The sequence below is a fragment of the Lutibacter sp. genome, assembly GCF_013139515.1.
Taxonomy (GTDB): Bacteria; Bacteroidota; Bacteroidia; order Flavobacteriales; family Flavobacteriaceae; genus Lutibacter.
On the sequence record NZ_WTAR01000027.1, the window covers coordinates 1 to 19,705 of the forward strand.

General features: G+C 30.6%; 16 protein-coding genes. 9 read left to right on the plus strand and 7 right to left on the minus strand.

The features are described 5' to 3' along the window. Nucleotides 1-1,487: hypothetical protein (locus GQ540_RS03025; protein ID WP_291797144.1), on the minus strand; the 1,487-nt coding region annotated here is incomplete at its 3' end. Between the two features lie 137 nt (nt 1,488-1,624). On the opposite strand from GQ540_RS03025, the gene GQ540_RS03030 reads away from it, so the two are divergent. Then, nucleotides 1,625-1,765 (plus strand): hypothetical protein, encoded by a 141-nt coding sequence (locus GQ540_RS03030; RefSeq protein ID WP_291797146.1) that lies wholly within the window; start codon nt 1,625-1,627, stop codon nt 1,763-1,765. Here the strand turns inward: GQ540_RS03030 and serS are convergent. The 3 genes from serS to GQ540_RS03045 are packed head-to-tail and all read right to left on the minus strand — an operon-like array spanning nt 1,758 to nt 4,588. After that, entirely contained in the window at nt 1,758-3,032 is a 1,275-nt protein-coding gene (gene serS / locus GQ540_RS03035) for a serine--tRNA ligase (protein WP_291797149.1), read from the minus strand. The genes GQ540_RS03030 and serS overlap by 8 nt on opposite strands. Before the next feature lie 53 nt (nt 3,033-3,085). Next, on the minus strand, nt 3,086-3,628 hold the full coding sequence (locus GQ540_RS03040; protein ID WP_291797151.1) for a hypothetical protein: 543 nt from the start codon (nt 3,626-3,628) through the stop codon (nt 3,086-3,088). A gap of 18 nt (nt 3,629-3,646) precedes the next feature. Next, a complete protein-coding gene (locus GQ540_RS03045) occupies nt 3,647-4,588 on the minus strand; it encodes a bifunctional riboflavin kinase/FAD synthetase (RefSeq protein ID WP_291797154.1) in 942 nt (313 codons plus the stop codon). Between the two features lie 152 nt (nt 4,589-4,740). Between GQ540_RS03045 and GQ540_RS03050 the strand changes: the two genes are divergently transcribed. The 4 genes from GQ540_RS03050 to GQ540_RS03065 all read left to right on the plus strand — a co-directional run bounded on the left by GQ540_RS03050 (nt 4,741) and on the right by GQ540_RS03065 (nt 13,574). Further along, a complete protein-coding gene (locus GQ540_RS03050; RefSeq protein WP_291797157.1) occupies nt 4,741-8,568 on the plus strand; it encodes a reprolysin-like metallopeptidase in 3,828 nt (1,275 codons plus the stop codon). Between the two features lie 219 nt (nt 8,569-8,787). Further along, the gene (locus GQ540_RS03055) at nt 8,788-11,601 is read left to right on the plus strand and encodes a TonB-dependent receptor (protein WP_291797160.1); all 2,814 of its coding nucleotides are present in this window, start codon (nt 8,788-8,790) and stop codon (nt 11,599-11,601) included. 169 nt (nt 11,602-11,770) lie between these two features. Next, complete coding sequence (gene atpD / locus GQ540_RS03060; protein ID WP_291797163.1) at nt 11,771-13,279, plus strand: F0F1 ATP synthase subunit beta; 1,509 nt, start codon at nt 11,771-11,773, stop codon at nt 13,277-13,279. Nucleotides 13,280-13,295: 16 nt separating this feature from the next. Then, nucleotides 13,296-13,574 (plus strand): F0F1 ATP synthase subunit epsilon, encoded by a 279-nt coding sequence (locus tag GQ540_RS03065; protein ID WP_291797165.1) that lies wholly within the window; start codon nt 13,296-13,298, stop codon nt 13,572-13,574. A gap of 108 nt (nt 13,575-13,682) precedes the next feature. On the opposite strand, the gene rseP is transcribed toward GQ540_RS03065, so the two are convergent. Continuing rightward, the gene (gene rseP, locus GQ540_RS03070) at nt 13,683-14,996 is read right to left on the minus strand and encodes an RIP metalloprotease RseP (protein WP_291797168.1); all 1,314 of its coding nucleotides are present in this window, start codon (nt 14,994-14,996) and stop codon (nt 13,683-13,685) included. A gap of 156 nt (nt 14,997-15,152) precedes the next feature. On the opposite strand from rseP, the gene GQ540_RS03075 reads away from it, so the two are divergent. The 4 genes from GQ540_RS03075 (at nt 15,153) to GQ540_RS03090 (ending at nt 18,366) form a co-directional block, all read left to right on the plus strand. Beyond that, entirely contained in the window at nt 15,153-15,830 is a 678-nt protein-coding gene (locus tag GQ540_RS03075; RefSeq protein WP_291797171.1) for an SCO family protein, read from the plus strand. A 73-nt stretch (nt 15,831-15,903) separates the two neighbouring features. After that, a complete protein-coding gene (locus GQ540_RS03080) occupies nt 15,904-16,131 on the plus strand; it encodes a FeoA family protein (protein WP_291797173.1) in 228 nt (75 codons plus the stop codon). A gap of 10 nt (nt 16,132-16,141) precedes the next feature. Then, complete coding sequence (feoB, locus tag GQ540_RS03085) at nt 16,142-18,253, plus strand: ferrous iron transport protein B (protein WP_291797177.1); 2,112 nt, start codon at nt 16,142-16,144, stop codon at nt 18,251-18,253. Next, nucleotides 18,253-18,366, plus strand: coding sequence for a FeoB-associated Cys-rich membrane protein (locus tag GQ540_RS03090; protein ID WP_291797179.1), 114 nt, complete (start codon nt 18,253-18,255; stop codon nt 18,364-18,366). The genes feoB and GQ540_RS03090 overlap by 1 nt, the downstream gene beginning before the upstream one ends. Here the strand turns inward: GQ540_RS03090 and GQ540_RS03095 are convergent. Both GQ540_RS03095 and GQ540_RS03100 read right to left on the minus strand, forming a co-directional pair. After that, entirely contained in the window at nt 18,363-19,184 is an 822-nt protein-coding gene (locus GQ540_RS03095) for a ZIP family metal transporter (protein ID WP_291797182.1), read from the minus strand. The genes GQ540_RS03090 and GQ540_RS03095 overlap by 4 nt on opposite strands. Before the next feature lie 3 nt (nt 19,185-19,187). Beyond that, the coding region (locus GQ540_RS03100; RefSeq protein ID WP_291797185.1) for a metal-dependent transcriptional regulator at nt 19,188-19,705 on the minus strand (518 nt) is incomplete at its 5' end.

The following is a 19,705-nucleotide window of genomic DNA, read 5'->3' on the forward strand; positions in this document are numbered from 1 at the left end:
CCTTTGTACTGAATTAAGATTGTTTGTAAAGTATCTATAGCTTGTTGATTTTTATTTTGAAATGACAGCAAATCAGCAATAGCGTATTTTTTTAATGCGATCTTTAAACTGTCTTTTACAGCATTGTCAGTAATTAATAAATTTAAATCTAGAGCATCATTTGCAATTAATTGTGATGTGGAGTTTTTTAATATTTTTAGTTGAGATTGCGCCCAATCAAAATCTCCTTTAAAGTATGAAGTTTGCGCTATTTTAAATCGCGCATTTTGTGCAATCGTATTATTTTTTAAATCGTTTTGAACTTGTGTGTAATAAATTAAAGCACTGCTAAATTTATTTGTAAACACTAAAATATCAGCCAGTTTTGTTTTTATTTGTCCTTTTTGAAATTGATTAACAGGTAATTTTAAAGCTTCTTTTAAAACTGAAATTGCTGTAGTAGGTTCATTTTTTCTGAAAGCTAAAAATTCAGCATAAATAGCCTGAATTTGAATTGTTTTAGTGTTTTTTCCATAGGTGCTAAATAATTGTAAAAATTGATTTTCAATAACTTCATTTGAAGCATTTGTTTTCATATCAATCTCTAATAAATAAAGCTTTGTTATTAATTCAGTTTCTAAATTGGTTGTGTTTTCCAACACATAATTAAAACAATTTCTAGCATCTTCAAAAGAGGAATCGTTAAAAGCTATTTTCCCAACATCAATAATTGTATTTAAACTTTCTGAATTTCTTTTGTGCAGTGCTTTTTCTTGAATGAAGGCTTTATTATATTCTTTTTGTTGCATAAAAAGCCAGCTTAATAGTTGGTTCCAACTATTTTGTGGGTTGTTTTGCATTCGTTTAATTAACAACCTTTTTAATGAAACATTATGTTTGTCTTTAACATCTTCAGAAAGAAACCTTCCAATATAATTTTTTGCAGTTGACAAGTAATTTTCACTGCTAGAAACCAATTCTAAATAGGTGTGAAACATTTGTTCAATTTCACCTTTTTCACCATAAATAAAAGCAATTTGAAAATTATAATTTACTGAAGGGTTTAACTCCATTCCTTTTTTATAAGCTATTAAAGCTTCGTTTAACAAGTGGTTATCTTGAAATGTTTTACCAACTAAATAGGCTGAGTTTGGTTCTTTTACAATTGATTTTAGTGCTTTTTCAAAATATAAAGTTGCTTTTTCTTTTGCGTGTTGTAATAGATAATTGTAACCCAATTCTACATATAAATAGTCATGATTTGGGTAGCTTTTTAATTGTTTTTGTATTAAAGAATTTATTTCTTCAAAATTTTCTAATTGCTGATTACAGTCAATTAAATAGCTAAGGTAGTTTGAGTTGTAAGGGTGTTTTTGATGTAAACTTTTATAAATAGATACTGCTTTTTCATATTCACCATTACTAAAGTATTGATAAGCTAATTGCTGCTCTTGTGCTGCAATTTGCAAAGAAAAATAACAGAAAAATATGAATAAAACTTTTTTCATGTATTGTTTTTAATTCAATCAAAGATAACCAAACAAGTGTTAAAGTTTTTATAAAACTAATGCATTCTTCAAACACCTTTGTAACATTTTGGCACGGAAGTTGTCTATATACTAAAAGAACAACTAAATTTTATATTATGAAAGAACTAATCAAACAATACGAAACAGCAAAAAAGAAAGCGTTACAATTCATGCAAAAAGGACAAATAAATAATTACTTTGAAGCCTTAGTTGAAATGAATCATTACAAAAAAATGATTACAGTAAGCGTTAATTAATAATTTCAAAACCGCAATATGGCACTAATGCTTTAGGAATTTTAATTCCATCAGGTGTTTGGTAATTTTCTAATAAACCTGCTAAAATACGTGGTAAAGCTAAAGAGCTACCATTTAAAGTATGTGCTAATTCACTTTTGCCTTCATTATTTTTAAAACGAAGTTTTAATCGGTTTGCTTGAAATGCTTCAAAGTTTGAAACAGAACTAACTTCTAACCAACGATCTTGCGCTGTTGAAAACACTTCAAAATCGTATGTTAACGCTGCAGTAAACCCAATATCACCACCACATAAACGTAAAATACGGTACGGTAAATTTAATTCTTGTAAAATACTTTTTACATGATTTACCATACTATCTAAAGCTTCGTAAGATTTACTTGGATGTTCAATTCTAACAATTTCAACTTTGTCAAATTGATGCAATCTATTCAATCCACGAACGTGTGCACCGTATGAACCAGCTTCTCGTCTAAAACAAGGTGTATAAGCCGTTTTACAAATTGGAAATTCATCTTCTTTTAAAATAACATCTCTAAAAATATTAGTTACAGGAACTTCAGCAGTAGGAATTAAATATAAATTATCCTGCGCATCGTGGTACATTTGCCCTTCTTTATCAGGTAATTGCCCAGTTCCAAAACCAGAAGCTTCATTTACCATTAAAGGAACCTGAACTTCATCATAACCAGCTGCAGTATTTTTATCTAAAAAGTAATTGATTAATGCACGTTGTAATTTTGCGCCTTTTCCTTTATACACAGGAAAACCAGCTCCAGCAATCTTATTCCCAAGCTCAAAATCAATTATATCATATTTTTTAGCTAATTCCCAATGTGGTAAAGCACCTTCGTGTAATGTTGGAATTTCACCTTCTTCAAACGTAGTTTCGTTATCATCTTCAGTTGAACCAGCTGGTACAATTTCATTAGGAATGTTAGGAATTAAGTATAATAATTCTTGTAATTCGGTTGCTTTATTTTGAAGATTTTCAGTTAAATCTTTAGATTTTTCTTTTAATTGTACTGTTTTTTGTTTTAAAATCTCAGCTTTTTGACGTTCACCAGATTTAAATAGCTGTCCAATATCTTTTGATAGTTTGTTAGATTCAGCTAAAATAGCATCCAATTCTGTTTGAATTGCTCTTCTTCCTTCATCAGCCAAAATAGTTTTAGCAACTAATTCTTCAGCATTTTTTACATTTCTTTTTGCTAAACCTTTTAAAACAGTTTCTTTGTTTTCTCTAATAAACGCTACTTGTAACATTGTTTTGTTCCTTTAATTGAAAGGCAAATTTAATAAATTGAAGTGAAAAGAAGCTAATTAGTAGCATTTGATTTTAAAGAAACAATTTCATTAATTTTTGAAATTATTTGAGGAACTTCACTTATTTTAAAATCAATAGTAATTTCAATAGATTTTTTACCTGATTTTTTTATGTTGAAATTACCATTTGTAATTGGGTAATAACCAGTTTGGCCTTTGCAATAACACAAACGCCCAAAATGTAATTTTACAGTTTGAAGCTCTTTGCTTGTTAATGAAACATGAGTAATAGTTTTGTCTAATTCAGCAAATACAACTTCAGTATAGCTACCATCTTGTGTGTTTGGAATGGTGTTTTTATTAAATGTGTATTTTAATATAGTTTTATCGCCTTCAGTAATTACTGGGTACAAAGCACCAATACCATCTTTTTTAAATTCTAATGATTTATTTGGGATTAATTCAACAGAACATTCAGCATTATCTGGGCAATTTGCGGTTTTTATTAAAACAGCTTCCTTTAAATTGTAATCAATATTTTGACAAGGTTTGCAAGAAACCAATAATACTGTAATAAGTAGCCAGATATTTTTCATGTGATGAATTTACAAAAATTATAAATCAAACAACATACCATTAATAATATTTAGCGAGTTTTCTTTGTCTTTATGTAGTTGCTTTTTCAGTTTTTCAACCGAATTAAATTTTTGCTCCTCTCGTAAAAAGGATAACACATTAATTTGAATAGTTTTGTTGTACAAATTTTTATTAAAATTAAAAAAATGAATTTCAATAGTTTGGTGTTTACCACTCACTGTTGGGCGAAAACCAATATTCATCATTCCAAAAACTGTAGTATTCTCAATTTCAGATGATACTACATAAGCGCCTGTTTTTGGTAATAATTTGTATGTTTCTTTAATGTGTAAATTTGCTGTAGGAAAACCTATTTTTTCACCTAAGTTTCTCCCTTTAACTACGTTGCCAGTGAGCATATAAGAATATCCTAAATAGGTATTTGCTTTTTCAATTTCACCACTTTCAATAGCTTTTCTAATCTTCGTTGAACTTACGGCTGAATTATCAATATCTTGTTGTGAAATTTCTTGAACGCTAAAATTCAATTCGCTTCCGTAAGTTTCTAATTGTTTAAAATTCCCTTTTCTATTTTTTCCGAAGTGATGATCGTAACCAATAATTAGTGTTAAAATATTTAGTTTGTTAATTAAAACAGTTTTTACAAAATCTAAAGCAGTTTTATTAGAAAATTCTTCAGTAAATTGTTGAATAACCAAATTCTCTAAACCTATTTTTTCTAATAACTTAGTTCGTTCATCAATAGTATTTATTAGTTTAATGGTTGTATTGTTTTGCAACACCATTTTTGGATGCGGAAAAAAAGTTAATAAAACTGAAGTAGCATTGTTTAGTTTGGCACTTTCAACCAAGTTTTTTATTACTTTTTGATGTCCAACATGAACACCATCAAAAGTACCAAGGGTAACAAAAGTTTTTTTGTTTGATTTGTAAGTAGAGAAATCGTTAAAGATTTTCAAAATTGAAAATAGTTTTGGTTACAATTAAAGTGTAAAAATACTTTATTTAATTAAAACGTTAACACTTGTAAATAGTTAAAATTAGGATTGTGTTTTTAAACAAATTAATATCTTTATATTTGTAAATCAACATCCCACAATATTATTAAAACATGAAAAAATATTATATAAATACTTTTACGATTATAGTTTTTTTGTTTTCATTAATTTTTACAGGAAATGCTCAAAATTCAGATAAATTATGGGCTAAAACCGTTGAATTAGAAAAAAACACTTCAAAAATTATTAAAAGACAATCAACCCCATCTAGTTTTGAAGCGTATCAATTAAATTTAAAGTTGTTTAAAGATAAATTAATTAATGCGCCTAAAAGAAAAGGGAAACTAACAGCATCTAATACAATTTTAAGTTTTCCTAATGAAAAAGGAGAATTTGAAAAATACCAAATAGTTGAAACTTCAATATTAGAAGAAAGTCTTCAAAAGAAATATCCAACAATTAAATCTTATATAGGAAAAGGAATTGAAAACCCTAATTCGGTGGTGAGGTTTAGTGTAACCACATTGGGTTTACACGCAATGATTTCTCAAAAAGAAGGAGAAAGTATTTATATAGATCCTTATACTTCTGAGGCGGATTCATATATGTTTTATACTAAAAACAATTTAATACCAACCAATAAGTTTGAGTGTAAGTTTGATGAAGTTAATACGTTAACAAAAAAGGCAGCTGAAAGCGAAAGTCAAAAAACAGAAAATGCAAATGATAGAATTTTAAGAACTTTTAGATTAGCAGTTGCAACTACTGGAGAATATTCACAATTTCATTTAAGCAACCAAAATATTAGTGCTAGCGCTACTGATGCTGTAAAAAAAGGAGCAGTATTATCCGCGATTGTAGCAACAGTTAATCGTGTTAATGAAATATTTGAAAAAGATGTAGCATTAACAATGGTTTTAGTTGCTAATAATACGGATATTATATTTTTGGATGGTGCAACTGATCCATTTACTAATAACAATTCTAACACGTTAATTAATGAAAGTCAAACAGTTATTGATGATAATATTGGCTCTGGAAGTTATGATATTGGACATACATTTAGTACTGGGGCAGGTGGTTTAGCATCATTAAATGTTCCTTGTACTTCAAGTAAGGCAAGAGGTGTTACAGGTACATCTTCACCTATTGGCGATCCTTATGATGTTGATTTTGTAGCCCATGAAATGGGACATCAATATGGGGCAACTCATACGTTTAATAATTCTTGTAATGAAAATAGAACAGGCTCAACAGCTGTTGAACCTGGAAGTGGTTCAACAATTATGTCTTATGCAGGTATTTGTGCTCCAAATGTTCAAAATGCAGTAGGTTCGTATTTTCATTTTGTGAGTATACAGCAAATGTGGAATAATATTTCCACAGGGAATAGTACATGCGGAACACAATCAAGTATCTCTACGAATACGAATGCACCAACTGCAGATGATTTATCTAACTATACAATTCCGGCTTCTACACCTTTTGTGTTAAATGTAAATGCTACAGATTTAGATGGAGATGCGTTAACTTACACTTGGGAGCAATTAGATACAGAAATAACAACAGCACCACCAGTTTCAACAGCAACAGGAGGGCCCGTTTTTCGATCCTTGGCGCCAACAAGTTCATCAGCAAGGTATTTTCCTGATTTAAGCACTGTTATAGCAGGAGATTTAGCTAATACTTGGGAAGTTATACCTTCTGTTTCTAGAACTATGAAATTTGGTGTTACTATAAGAGATAATAACGTAAACGGAGGTCAAACTGCTAGTAAAGAAACAACTATAACTGTTGATAGTGCATCTGGTCCATTTAATGTAACATCACAAAATGTATTAGAAACCTGGTATGTTGGAACTTCCAAAACTATTAATTGGAATGTTGCAAATACAAATATTTCACCAGTTAATTGTTCAAATGTTACAATCTCACTTTCAATTGATGGAGGTAATACATACCCTTTTATTTTGGCTTCAAACGTAGTAAATGATGGAAGTTATGATATTGTGGTTCCTAACACCACAGCAACAGCGGCAAGGGTTAAAGTTGAAAGTGTTGGAAATGTTTTTTATGCAATAAACCAAACAAATTTTGTTATTGAAGACTCTGAATTTGTAATGAATTTTGATAATTTTTCAAAAACAATGTGCGCGCCAGGAAGTATTGTGTATAATTTTACATACAATACACCAGTAAATACATTTACTGAAGAAATTGTTTTCTCTGCAAATGGCTTGCCATTGGGTTCAACAGTTACTTTTAATCCGGTTTCAGCAACTAATGACAATACAAATGTCACAATGACAATTAACAATATTGGTTTAGAAGATGTTGAAAATTACACTATTGATGTTACAGGAAGTTCAACTTCATCTTTGGTTTCAAAAAGTACAATTGTTAACTTAGGAGTATTTTCTTCAGTTATAAATGCAACAAATTTAACGCTTCCTGAAAATAACAATAATTATGTTTTAAGTCCTTATGCGTTAAGTTGGGAAAGTAATGTTAATGTGTCAAATTATACTATTGAAATTTCTTTAGATAATACGTTTTCTACAATTTATGAAGCATCACCAGCAATAACAATAAGTTCATATATACCTGAAACTTTGCAGCCAAACACAACATATTATTGGAGAGTTAAAAGAAGTAATAATTGTACTGCAAGTAGTTTTTCAGAAATTTTTAATTTTAAAACAGCACCAACAGTTTGCGATATTAGTAATTCTTTAGACACACCTTTATTAATACCTGATAATAACGAATTGGGTGTTTCTTCCATTATAAATATAACCCAAAACAAGCAAATTACAGATGTAAATGTAACAGTAAATATTACACACCCTTGGGATGGGGATTTAACATTAATTTTAATTAGTCCAAATGGTACTGAAGTCAATTTAGCAGCAAACATTGGTAGTGATGGAAATAATTTTACAAATACTATTTTTGATGATGAAGGTATAACCAGTATTAACTCTGTAGCAGCACCTTTTACAGGTACTTATAGGCCACAAGGAAGTTTATCTAGTTTTAATAATGAAGAATCTTATGGAGAATGGATTTTAAAAATAATTGATGCAGGTGCTGAAGATGTTGGGGTGATTTTAAATTGGAATATTGAAATTTGTGGAGCAGTAATAATTAGTGATGATGATGATAAGGATAGTGTTGTAAATACTATTGATATATGCCCAAACACACCTTTAGGAAGCACTGTTGATGCATTTGGATGTTCAACATTTAGTGTACCATCAAATAATTTTAGTATTGAAACAGTTAGTGAAACTTGCCCTAATGAAAATAATGGAAAAATAATAATTAACTCAACAGTTGCTCATGATTATTTTGTAATATTTAATGAAGTAAAATATAATTTCACAAATACACTAACATTTAACGACTTAGAGCCAGGTATTTATACAATTTGCATAACTGTTACAGGTGGGTTGTATCAGCAATGTTTTGAAGTGGAAGTGATTGAAGGAGAGGTGATTGTTGCAAATGCAACAGTTAATTTTAGTAAGGTTGAAATAGAAGTTAAAGTTGGAACTGCACCATTTATAGTTTATGTTAATGGAAAAGAAAGTTTTAAAACTACTTCTCCAATGTTTAATGTTGATGTAAAACATGGTGATGTAGTTGAAATTAAAACGGCAAAACCTTGTGAAGGTACATTCTCTAAAACTATTGAGTTATTAGATGGTATAGTTGCCTATCCAAATCCAACCAATGGTACATTTGATATAGCTTTACCAGTTTCACAAAAAGAAGTAGTTGTAGAGCTATACTCTATACAATCACAGTTAATTTCAACAAAAACGTATCCAATAGTTTATGGAAAAGTTCAATTAACGCTTGAAAACCAACCAACGGGATTGTATTTTGCAAAAGTGCATTTGGAAAACCCAATAACATTTAAGGTGATAAAAGAATAACTATATATATTGGTGGAAAACACAATAAACCACTACTTAGAGGGGAAAGTGTAATTTTCAACTACATAAAACCACACTTTATTACTAGCTGATAAATATCATATTTAAAAAATCTAAGCGTAAAAAATGTTCTTTACGCTTTTTTTTATGTCATTTTTTAAGATAATTAGAAAAAAATTGTATTTTGCACTTTAATTAATCAATACTATAAAGGACATTATGAAAAAATTATTAAGTGTTGTTTTTGCACTTTTTGTTGGGACAGTAATGGTGGCTCAAACCACTATTTCAGGAACAGTTACAGAAGCAAAAACTGAGCAACCAATACCTGGTGCTAACATAAAAGTTGTAGGAAAATCTATTGGAACTACAACAGATTTTGATGGAAACTATCATTTCACTGCAAATGAAGAACTACCTTTTAAAATAGAGGTTTCACTTATTGGGTTTTCTTCAACAATAGTTGAAATTACTCAAAGCAATCAAATTGTAAATGTGGCACTTAAAGAAGCAGCTACAGCGTTAGATGAGGTGGTTGTTTCAGCATCTAGAACGCCTGAACGAGTGTTAGAATCTCCTGTAACCATTGAAAGAATGGATATTAGAGCAATTAAAAACACAACTTCTCCAAGTTTTTATGATGGATTAGAAAATTTAAAAGGTGTAGATGTTAATACAAATAGTTTAACATTTAAATCAATTAACACAAGAGGTTTTGCAACATTTGCTAATGCGCGTTTTATGCAATTAGTTGATGGCATGGATAACTCTTCACCTGCATTGAACTTTAACTTAGGGAACCTGTTGGGAATGTCTGAGTTAGATGTAAATTCTGTTGAATTATTACCGGGTGCATCTTCAGCTTTATATGGTGCAAATGCATTTAATGGTATTTTATTTATGACAAGTAAAAACCCATTTGATTCTGCAGGAATTAGCTCATACGTTAAAACAGGAATTACTTCTCAAATAGCTGCAGGAGATAACACTTTCACAGATGTTGGAATTAGAATGGCACATAAATTTAGTGATAAATTTGCAGCAAAAGCTTCATTTTCTTATTTAAAAGGAACTGAATGGTATGCTACAGATTATGAAGATTATGCAAATACAGGAGCTACTAGAGCTGATATAGATTATGATGGATTAAATGTATATGGAGATGAAGTTAGTACATCGTTAGATTTTAGAGAGTTAGCAATCGGAGCTGGTGTTCCTGATTTTATTGCTGATGCATTAGGACTTTCGGCGCAAACTGTTTCAAGAACAGGATACAATGAAGTTGATTTAATGGATTACGTAGCACAGAGTGCTAAAGTTGATATTTCTTTAAATTATAGACCATTTGCAAATGATTTAGAAGTTAGTTACAACGCTAAATTTGGAAACGGAAATACTATTTATCAAGGAGCAAATAGATATGCTATTAAAAACTTTTTTATGCAACAACATAAATTAGAAGTTAAAGGAGATAATTTCTTTGTTAGAGCTTATGTAACGGATGAAGATGCTGGAGATTCTTACGATAGCCGTTTTGCAGCAATTAACTTAAATAGAAGCTGGAAATCTGATACACAGTGGTTTACTGAGTATGCGCAAACATATATTGGAGGTAGAACAGGTCAAATTCCAGGATTACCTGCATTAGATGACGCAACTGCTCATAGTATTGCTCGTCAAGTTGCTCAAACAGGAGCTTTAGTTCCTGGTACAGCTGCTTTTGATAGTGCTTTAGACGCTGTAACTTCTGACCCAAATTTAACCACTGGAGCAAAATTTCAAGATAATACAAAAATTTACCATGCAGATGCAAACTATAATTTAAGAGATCTTACTGATGTTGCTGATATTCAAGTGGGTGGTTCTTGGAGACAGTATTCTTTAAATTCTAATGGTACTATTTTTACTGATTACGATGGGCCAATTGATTATAATGAGTATGGTGCATATATGCAAGTACAAAAGAAATTTATTGATGATAGATTAAAATTTACTGGATCTTTACGTTACGATAAAGCAAAAAACTTTGACGGAAATTATTCGCCAAGAGTTACAGTTTCTTATTCATTAGGTGAAGGAAAAACACGTAATTTAAGAGCATCATTTCAAACAGGATTTAGAAATCCATCAACACAAGATCAATACATTGGTTTAGATGCAGGTAGAGCATTTTTAGTAGGTTCTGCGCCTGATAACTTAGATAGATATACTACGCCAACATTCCCAGTAAGTGCTACAGGTCAAATTTTTAACGGAGGTGTAAGTTCAGTTGCATTATCAGGTAGAGCAGCTTATGAGAATTCATTCTCTTTATCTTCAGTTTTAGCAGGAGCACCTGTAAAATCTGATTTTGCTTTAGTGAAGCCAGAAAAAGTAACTGCTTATGAAGTTGGTTATAGAGCAGGATTTGGAAGATTAGCTTTAGATATGAGTGCTTATTATAATGAATATGAAGATTTTATTGGAGTTAAAACAGTTTTAACACCATTCTATGGTCAAGCAGATTTTTCTGATTTCAATCCACAGTTTATGCCAGCTCCACCAGCAGCTATCGCATTAAGTCAAGGTGATTTTAAAGCTTTCCAAGTGTACACTAATTCACCTGCAGATATTACATCGTATGGGGGAACTATTGGTGTAACAACTAAAATGTTTGGAAATTACAGTGTAGGATTGAACTACACACTTTCTAAATTTGATTTTGACCAAGCTTCTGATCCTGATTATGAAGCAGGTTTTAATACGCCAGAACATAAAGTGAAATTTTCAATTGGAAATACGGAACTTTTAGAAAACTTAGGGTTTGGTGTGAATGTTAGATGGAGTGATGAATATTTCTGGGAATCAACTTTCCAAAACGGATTAATTGATGCTCGTACAACTGTAGATGCTCAAATTAATTACACAGTACCTTCTTTTAAATCTACATTTAAAATTGGTGGTGCTAATATTGGCGGGAAAGAATATGTGAGTGCTCCTGGTACAGGTAGTGTAGGTTCACAATACTTTGTTTCTTGGACAATAAATCCATAATTAATAATTAATATAATGATACTGAAACGCTCTAAATTTTTAGAGCGTTTCTTTTTTTAAAAAAACCCGTATTTTTTTTTTAAAATTAAATCAAAAAACTATCTTTGCACCTTTAAAATTAAGGTGAACCTTAAAAGGTTAAATATCTAAAAAATAAACAGTTAAAGTAATGGCAAAAGTTACAGGTAAAGTTGCACAAATTATTGGTCCAGTTATTGACGTTGAGTTTGAATCTGGTGCTGAACTTCCAAAATTATATGATTCATTAGAAATCACAAAAAAGGATGGTTCATTATTAGTCTTAGAAGTACAATCTCATATTGGTGAAGATTCTGTAAGAACTATATCAATGGATTCAACAGATGGATTAAGTAGAGGAACTGAAGTTGTATCTACAGGTAGTGCAATTCAAATGCCGATAGGAAAAGATATTTACGGACGTTTATTTAACGTAATTGGTGATGCAATTGATGGATTAGAAAATTTACCTAAAGCAGGAGAAGATGGTTTACCAATTCACAGACAAGCACCAAAATTTGAAGATTTATCTACTTCAACAGAAGTTTTATTTACAGGTATTAAAGTAATTGATTTAATTGAACCTTATGCAAAAGGTGGTAAAATTGGATTATTTGGTGGTGCAGGTGTAGGTAAAACAGTATTGTTAATGGAGTTAATTAACAATATAGCAAAAGGTCACGGTGGTTTATCAGTATTTGCTGGTGTAGGAGAAAGAACACGTGAAGGAAATGATCTTTTAAGAGAAATGTTAGAATCTGGAATTATTAAATATGGTGATGATTTTATGCACTCTATGGAAGATGGAGGATGGGATTTATCTAAAGTTGATAAAGTAGGAATGAGAGAATCTAAAGCTACTTTTGTTTTCGGACAAATGAATGAGCCACCTGGAGCACGTGCTCGTGTAGCATTATCAGGATTAACTATCGCTGAATATTTTAGAGATGGTGCAGGTGAAGGACAAGGAAAAGATGTATTATTTTTTGTAGATAATATCTTCCGTTTTACACAAGCAGGTTCAGAGGTATCAGCATTATTAGGGCGTATGCCTTCTGCAGTAGGTTACCAACCAACATTAGCAACAGAAATGGGTGCAATGCAAGAGCGTATTACTTCAACAAAAAATGGTTCAATTACATCAGTACAAGCGGTTTATGTGCCTGCGGATGATTTAACAGATCCAGCTCCGGCAACAACATTTGCGCATTTAGATGCTACAACGGTATTATCTCGTAAAATTTCAGAATTAGGTATTTACCCTGCGGTAGATCCTTTAGATTCTACTTCAAGAATTTTAACGGCTGATATTTTAGGTGATGAACACTATGATTGTGCTCAACGTGTAAAGGAGTTATTACAGCGTTATAAAGAATTACAAGATATTATTGCTATTTTAGGTATGGAAGAATTATCTGAAGAAGATAAAATAGCAGTTCATAGAGCGCGTAGAGTGCAACGTTTCTTATCTCAACCTTTTCATGTGGCAGAACAGTTTACTGGAATACCAGGTGTGTTAGTTGATATTAAAGATACCATTAAAGGATTTAATATGATTTTAAATGGTGAGTTAGATAAATACCCTGAAGCGGCATTTAACTTAAGAGGATCAATTCAAGATGCAATTGATGCTGGTGAGAAAATGTTAGCAGAAGTATAATTCTTAAACTAAAAGAATGATTTTAGAAATAGTGACACCAGAGGCAACTTTATTAAACACTGATGTAGATATTATATCTGTACCAGGTATTAATGGTGAATTTCAAATGTTAAATAATCACGCTCCAATAGTGTCGTTATTAGTTAATGGAACTGTAAAGTTTAAAGGCACAAATGTGAATATTGAAGAGGTATTTGAGACTAAATTCACAAATGACAAAGGAGAGTATTCTTTAGTTATTAAAAGCGGTACCATTGAAATGAAAGAAAATAAGGTTATTATACTTGCTGATTAAGTTTTAATAAAAACTATATATAAAAAAATCCTCGTTTTTAAACGAGGATTTTTTTTGTTTTATAATTAATCTGTAGTTCAGATAAGTTCTTTTTTGAAGAAGTAAAGGTTAAGAGAATAGTTTTACTATATCATTTCCGTTAGCTAATAGAAGTAGGGCTATTAAAAGAATAAATCCAGTAATTTGAGCATACTCTAAAAACTTATCGTTTGGCTTTCTTCCCGTTACCATTTCATATAAAGTAAACATTACATGACCACCATCTAAGGCTGGTATTGGCAGCAAATTCATAAACCCTAACATAATTGATAAGAAGGCTGTAATACTCCAGAAAGCTTGCCAACTCCAAGTTGCTGGAAAGATATTTCCAATAGCAATAAAACCACCTATACTTGTAGCTCCTTTTTTAGTAAACACGTACTTAAATTGAGTGATATAATCTTTTAATGTCCAAATAGCTATAGAATTTCCTTTTGAAATACTTTCAATAAATGAATAGTCTTTATGTTGTAGATTTACGACACCAGCTCTATTTGGAGCTACACCAATTTTTTTATCTTCTCCGGCTTTAACTGAAATGTTTTTAGTTGTTCCATTTCTTTCAATAGTCATAGTAATTGCACCTTCCGATGAAATTACTGATTTAGTGAAATCATTCCAATACCCTACTTTTTGATTGTTTATGGCTAAAATTTTATCATTTTTTAATAAGCCAGCCTTGTCTGCAGGAGAATCAACAATAACAGTATCAATTATTGCAGGTATTCTTATTTCAAAAGGTTGCATAACACCTTTTTCCCACATAGTTTCGCCTATGTTTTCAGGAATGTTTAATGTCTCAGTTTTACCATTTTGATGCACAACTTCAAGTGAAGTAATGTCTCTTAAAAATAAATGTTTGTTTACGTCAGTAACATCTAAAGGTTCAGTACCGTTAAATTTTGTAATCTTATCTCCATCTTCAAACCCATATTCTTTAAATGATTCATGAACCGAAAATCCTTCTTTTACACCATCGGGTTTTACAAAGTCAATTCCCCAAACAAACGTAATCATAATGTAAATTAAAATCCCCAAAATGAAGTTTACAATTACACCACCTAACATAATAATTAAACGTTGCCAAGCTGGTTTAGATCTAAATTCCCAAGGTTGAGCAGGTTGCTTCATTTGCTCAGTATCCATACTCTCGTCAATCATACCTGAGATTTTCACATAACCTCCTAAAGGAATCCAACCAATACCATATTCTGTACCGCCAATTTTCTTTTTAAGTAAAGAAAATTTATAATCAAAAAATAAGTAGAATTTTTCTACACGAGTTTTAAATATTTTTGCAGGGATAAAATGCCCTAATTCATGCAATACTATTAAAAATGATAAACTTAAAATAAACTGCGCTGCCTTTATAATTATTTCCATATATGTTTTCAAAAATAAAATCGGACAAATGTACGGTTTTAAAAACATTTGTAAAACCTAAAAGTAAACGAACCTTTACTTTTAACAAAGTTTTAGAATAGTAGTATATCTTTAACGGCTAATTACACTAAATTTGTATTTCATTTATAAAATATTATGGATTTAAAATTTTTCAAAAAATCATTTCCAACGCTAGCTATCATGGCTGTCTTTTCAGTAATTATGATTTATGCAATTTATACCTTATTAACACCTGAAAAGAGATTGCCAGTTTATAATCCAGCTGATGTAAATCCGAAATTAGTAGATGAAAGCATTAAACATGTTAGAAGAAACCATAAAGTTGCAGATTTTAGTTTAATCAACCAAAATGGAGAAACTATTACACAACAAGATTATGAAGATAAAATTTATGTAGCTGATTTCTTTTTTACAAGATGTATGACTATTTGCCCAATAATGACAAACAACATTGGAAAACTTCAAGAAGTATTTAAAAATGATGATGATATTAAATTTCTATCACTTTCTGTGACTCCAGAAATGGATAGTATTCCAATTTTACGTGCATATGCTGATAAAAAAGGAGTGATTGATGCAAAATGGAACGTAACTACCGGAGATAAAAAACACATATATCATTTAGCACGTAAAAGTTATTTTACGGTGTTAGATGAAGGTGATGGAGGTTTGCAAGACTTTATTCATACAGAAAATTTTGTGCTAGTTGATAAAAAACAACAAATACGAGGTTATTATGATGGAACTAATAATGAAGATATAGAGCGTTTAATATTAGATATTAAAATTCTTCAGAAAGAATTTAAAGATTAGTGATATTTATCATTGTTTAGAATCATTCTAATTTAGTATATTTGCACCTAGTTATTTATAATCAGTCTTAATAATGTTTAAAACTATTGCAAATTTACAAATTGGAGAAAAAGCTTTTATAGAGAAATTGTGTTTAGACAATATTCCTTTAAAATTGCTTGAAATGGGTTGTTTACCAGGGATTGAAGTACAATTAATTCAGAAAGCTCCAATGCAAGATCCTTTATATATTAAGGTAAATGGTAGCCATTTAGCAATTAGAAGAGAAACCGCCGAAAAAATAACTATAGTTGTTAAGTAACAGTGAATTAATGAGTGATGATAAGGTTGTAAAAGTTGCTTTAATAGGAAATCCAAATACAGGAAAAACTTCATTATTTAATCAACTTACGGGTTTAAAACAAAAAGTTGGAAATTACCCTGGAATTACGGTTGAAAAAAAACAAGGCTTATGTAAACTTAATAATACAATTAAAGCTGAAGTTACAGACTTACCAGGAACCTACAGTATCAACCCAACTTCATTAGACGAAACATTAGTTTTAGACACTCTGCTAAATGAGAAAAATGATAGTTATCCCGATGTTGTAGTTGTAGTTGTTGAAATTGAAAATATTAAAAGAAACTTACTTTTATTTACTCAAATAAAAGATTTAAAAATTCCAACAATTTTAGTGATCAATATGATTGATCAAATGAAAAGGAAAGGGATTGATATTGATGTGAAAAAGTTAGAAGAAAGCCTCAATACAAAAATTGTTTTAGCAAGCGCAAGAAAAAAAATTGGTATTGATGAATTGAAGTCTGTAATTTTAGATTATAAAAAATTAGATGCTATACCTATAAGTAATATAACCGATAGAATAGATAAAGAATACTTTACAAAATTAAAAAATGCATTTCCAGAATTTCCTTTATATAAATCTTGGTTATTAATTACTCAGAATAATGAGTTCGATTTTTTAAATAATCAGCAAAAAGAATTAGTCTTAAAATTTAGAGAAGATTTAGGTTGTATTAAAAGATACCAACATAAAGAAACCATATTAAGATATCAGATAATAAATAATGTATTAAAAGACAGTTTTAAAGTTGATAAATCTAAAGCTTCAGACCTTCGAGGGATATTAGATAGAATATTGACTCATAAAATTTTTGGTTATGTTATTTTTGCTTTAATATTATTATTTATTTTCCAAGGAATTTTTGATTGGGCTACGTATCCAATGGATTTAATTGATGGCGCGTTTGCAAGTTTAAGTTCATGGATAAAAACGGTATTACCACCAGGAACTTTTACAAATTTAATTGCTGAAGGAATTATACCGGGTATTGGTGGTGTAGTTATATTTATCCCTCAAATAGCTATTTTATTTACATTTATTTCTATTCTTGAAGAGACTGGTTATATGAGTCGTGTTGTTTTTTTGATGGATAAAATAATGCGAAAATTTGGAATGAGCGGAAAAAGTGTTATTCCATTAATTTCAGGAACTGCTTGTGCCATTCCAGCAATTATGGCGTCAAGAAACATAGGTAATTGGAAAGAACGGCTAGTTACAATTTTAGTTATTCCATTTACAACATGTTCAGCTCGTTTGCCTGTGTACGCAATTTTAATTGCTTTAATTATACCTGATAAACAGGTGTTAGGAATCCTTAATCTACAAGGGTTAACAATGATGGCTTTATATTTACTAGGGTTTACAGCAGCTCTTTTATCAGCGGTATTACTAAATAGCACACTAAAAGTTAAGGGTAAAAGTTTATTTGTTATTGAAATGCCAAATTATAAAATACCTTCAATAAAGAATATTTTTTATGAAGTTGTTGAAAAAACAAAGGCATTTATTTTTGGTGCTGGAAAAATTATATTGGCAATTTCAATTGTATTGTGGTTTTTAGCTTCCAATGGACCATCAAAATTTAAAAATGCTGAAGAGTTTGTAACTTCTAAACAAGAAAACAAAGAATTAACAGAATCAGCACTTCAGAAAAAAGTGGCATCGTATAAATTAGAACATTCATATATTGGGTATATGGGTAAATCTATTGAGCCCGCAATTAAACCAATGGGATATGATTGGAAAATTGGGATTGCTTTAATTAGTTCATTTGCGGCTCGTGAAGTTTTTGTAGGCGCATTAGCAACTATTTACAATGTTGATAGTGATAGTGAAAATGTTGGTACAATAAAACAGCGTATGGCGGCCGAAATAAATCCTGATACCGGTAAAAAGCGTTTTGATTTTCCAACTGGAGTATCATTACTGTTATTTTATGCTTTTGCAATGCAATGTGTTGGTACATTAGCAATTGTAAAGCGAGAAACAAATAGTTGGAAATGGCCTATTTTTCAATTAGTAGGAATGGGTTTATTGGCGTATATATCTGCAATTATAGCATTTAATATTTTTAGTTAATGCAAGACATTTTAGTATACATAGCACTTGGGTTAGCCATTGGGTTTTTAGTTAAAAAATATTTTTTTAAAACTAAAAAGAAAGGGAAATGCGATACGGACTGTGGTTGTTAACCTAATCCTACATCCAACGTCATCATTACAATAAATCCGCCAATAAAACCAAGCGTAGCAATGTCTGTATATTTATCACGTTGTGTTTCAGGTATAACTTCTTCAACAACAACAAATATCATAGCGCCAGCAGCAAAAGCTAAGGCATAAGGTAAAATAGGTTGAAAAGTCATTACTGCCCAAGCTCCAATTACAGCAGCAATTGGTTCTACTAAAGCAGATGATTGTCCAAACATAAAACTTTTCCATTTACTAGCTCCTTGCCTTCTCATTGGCATAGAAACAGCAAAACCTTCGGGAAAATTTTGTATACCAATACCAATAGCAAGTGCAACAGCTCCACCAATAGTAGCTCCATCAAAACCAGCTGCAACACCGCCAAATAAAACACCTACTGCTAACCCCTCAGGAATGTTATGTAATGTAATTGCCAATACTAATAGTGTAGTTTTATGCCATGGAGTTTTAACACCTTCTTTTTCAGATTCTTTAAAATTTACATGTAAGTGAGGTAAAACCTTATCAAGCCCAAAAAGAAACAATGCTCCTAATCCAAACCCAACAACAGCTGGTATAACTTTCATGAAACCTTCTCCAGGGCTCATTTCTATTCCTGGGGCTAATAAACTCCAAAAACTTGCAGCAACCATAACACCACCGGTAAAACCTAACATACCATCAAAAACTGCACGATTCATACCTTTAAATAAGAAAACCAATGCAGCACCTAAAGCTGTTAGTCCCCAAGTAAATAATGTTGCATAAAATGCAGCTAAAATGGGGTTAATACTTTCGAAATAATTAATAATTTGTTCCATTTTTTATAGTTTTTTAACAAATAAATTTTTTGCGATTTGATGTGATATTGAGATTGTTAGACCATTGTTTTCAATGAGTAGAGAATTGTCAAATTCTTCTTTTGAAATAACGTTTAAAGTACTGCCTAATTTAATAGTTGCATTGTCTAAAAATTTTAGAAAAGAAGATGAAGAATCTTTAACTCCAATAATGATACAGCTAGAGTTTATTTCTGCAGATGAAAGCATTACATTTTTATGTTGTGCTATGTTTCCATTTTCATCTGGTATTGGGTCACCGTGTGGATCGTGTTTTGGAAACTCTAAATAAGCTTCTAATTTGCCTACTAAAGTAGAAGACTTTATGTGTTCTAATTGTTCGGCTATTTCATGTACTTCATCCCAGTTGTAATGCAATTTGTTTACTAAAAAAACTTCCCAGAGTCTGTGTTTTCTTACAATTTCAACTGCTAATTTTTTTCCACTTTGTGTTAAGGTTACACCTTTATATTTTTCATAATTTATAAGTTCTTTTTCAGCTA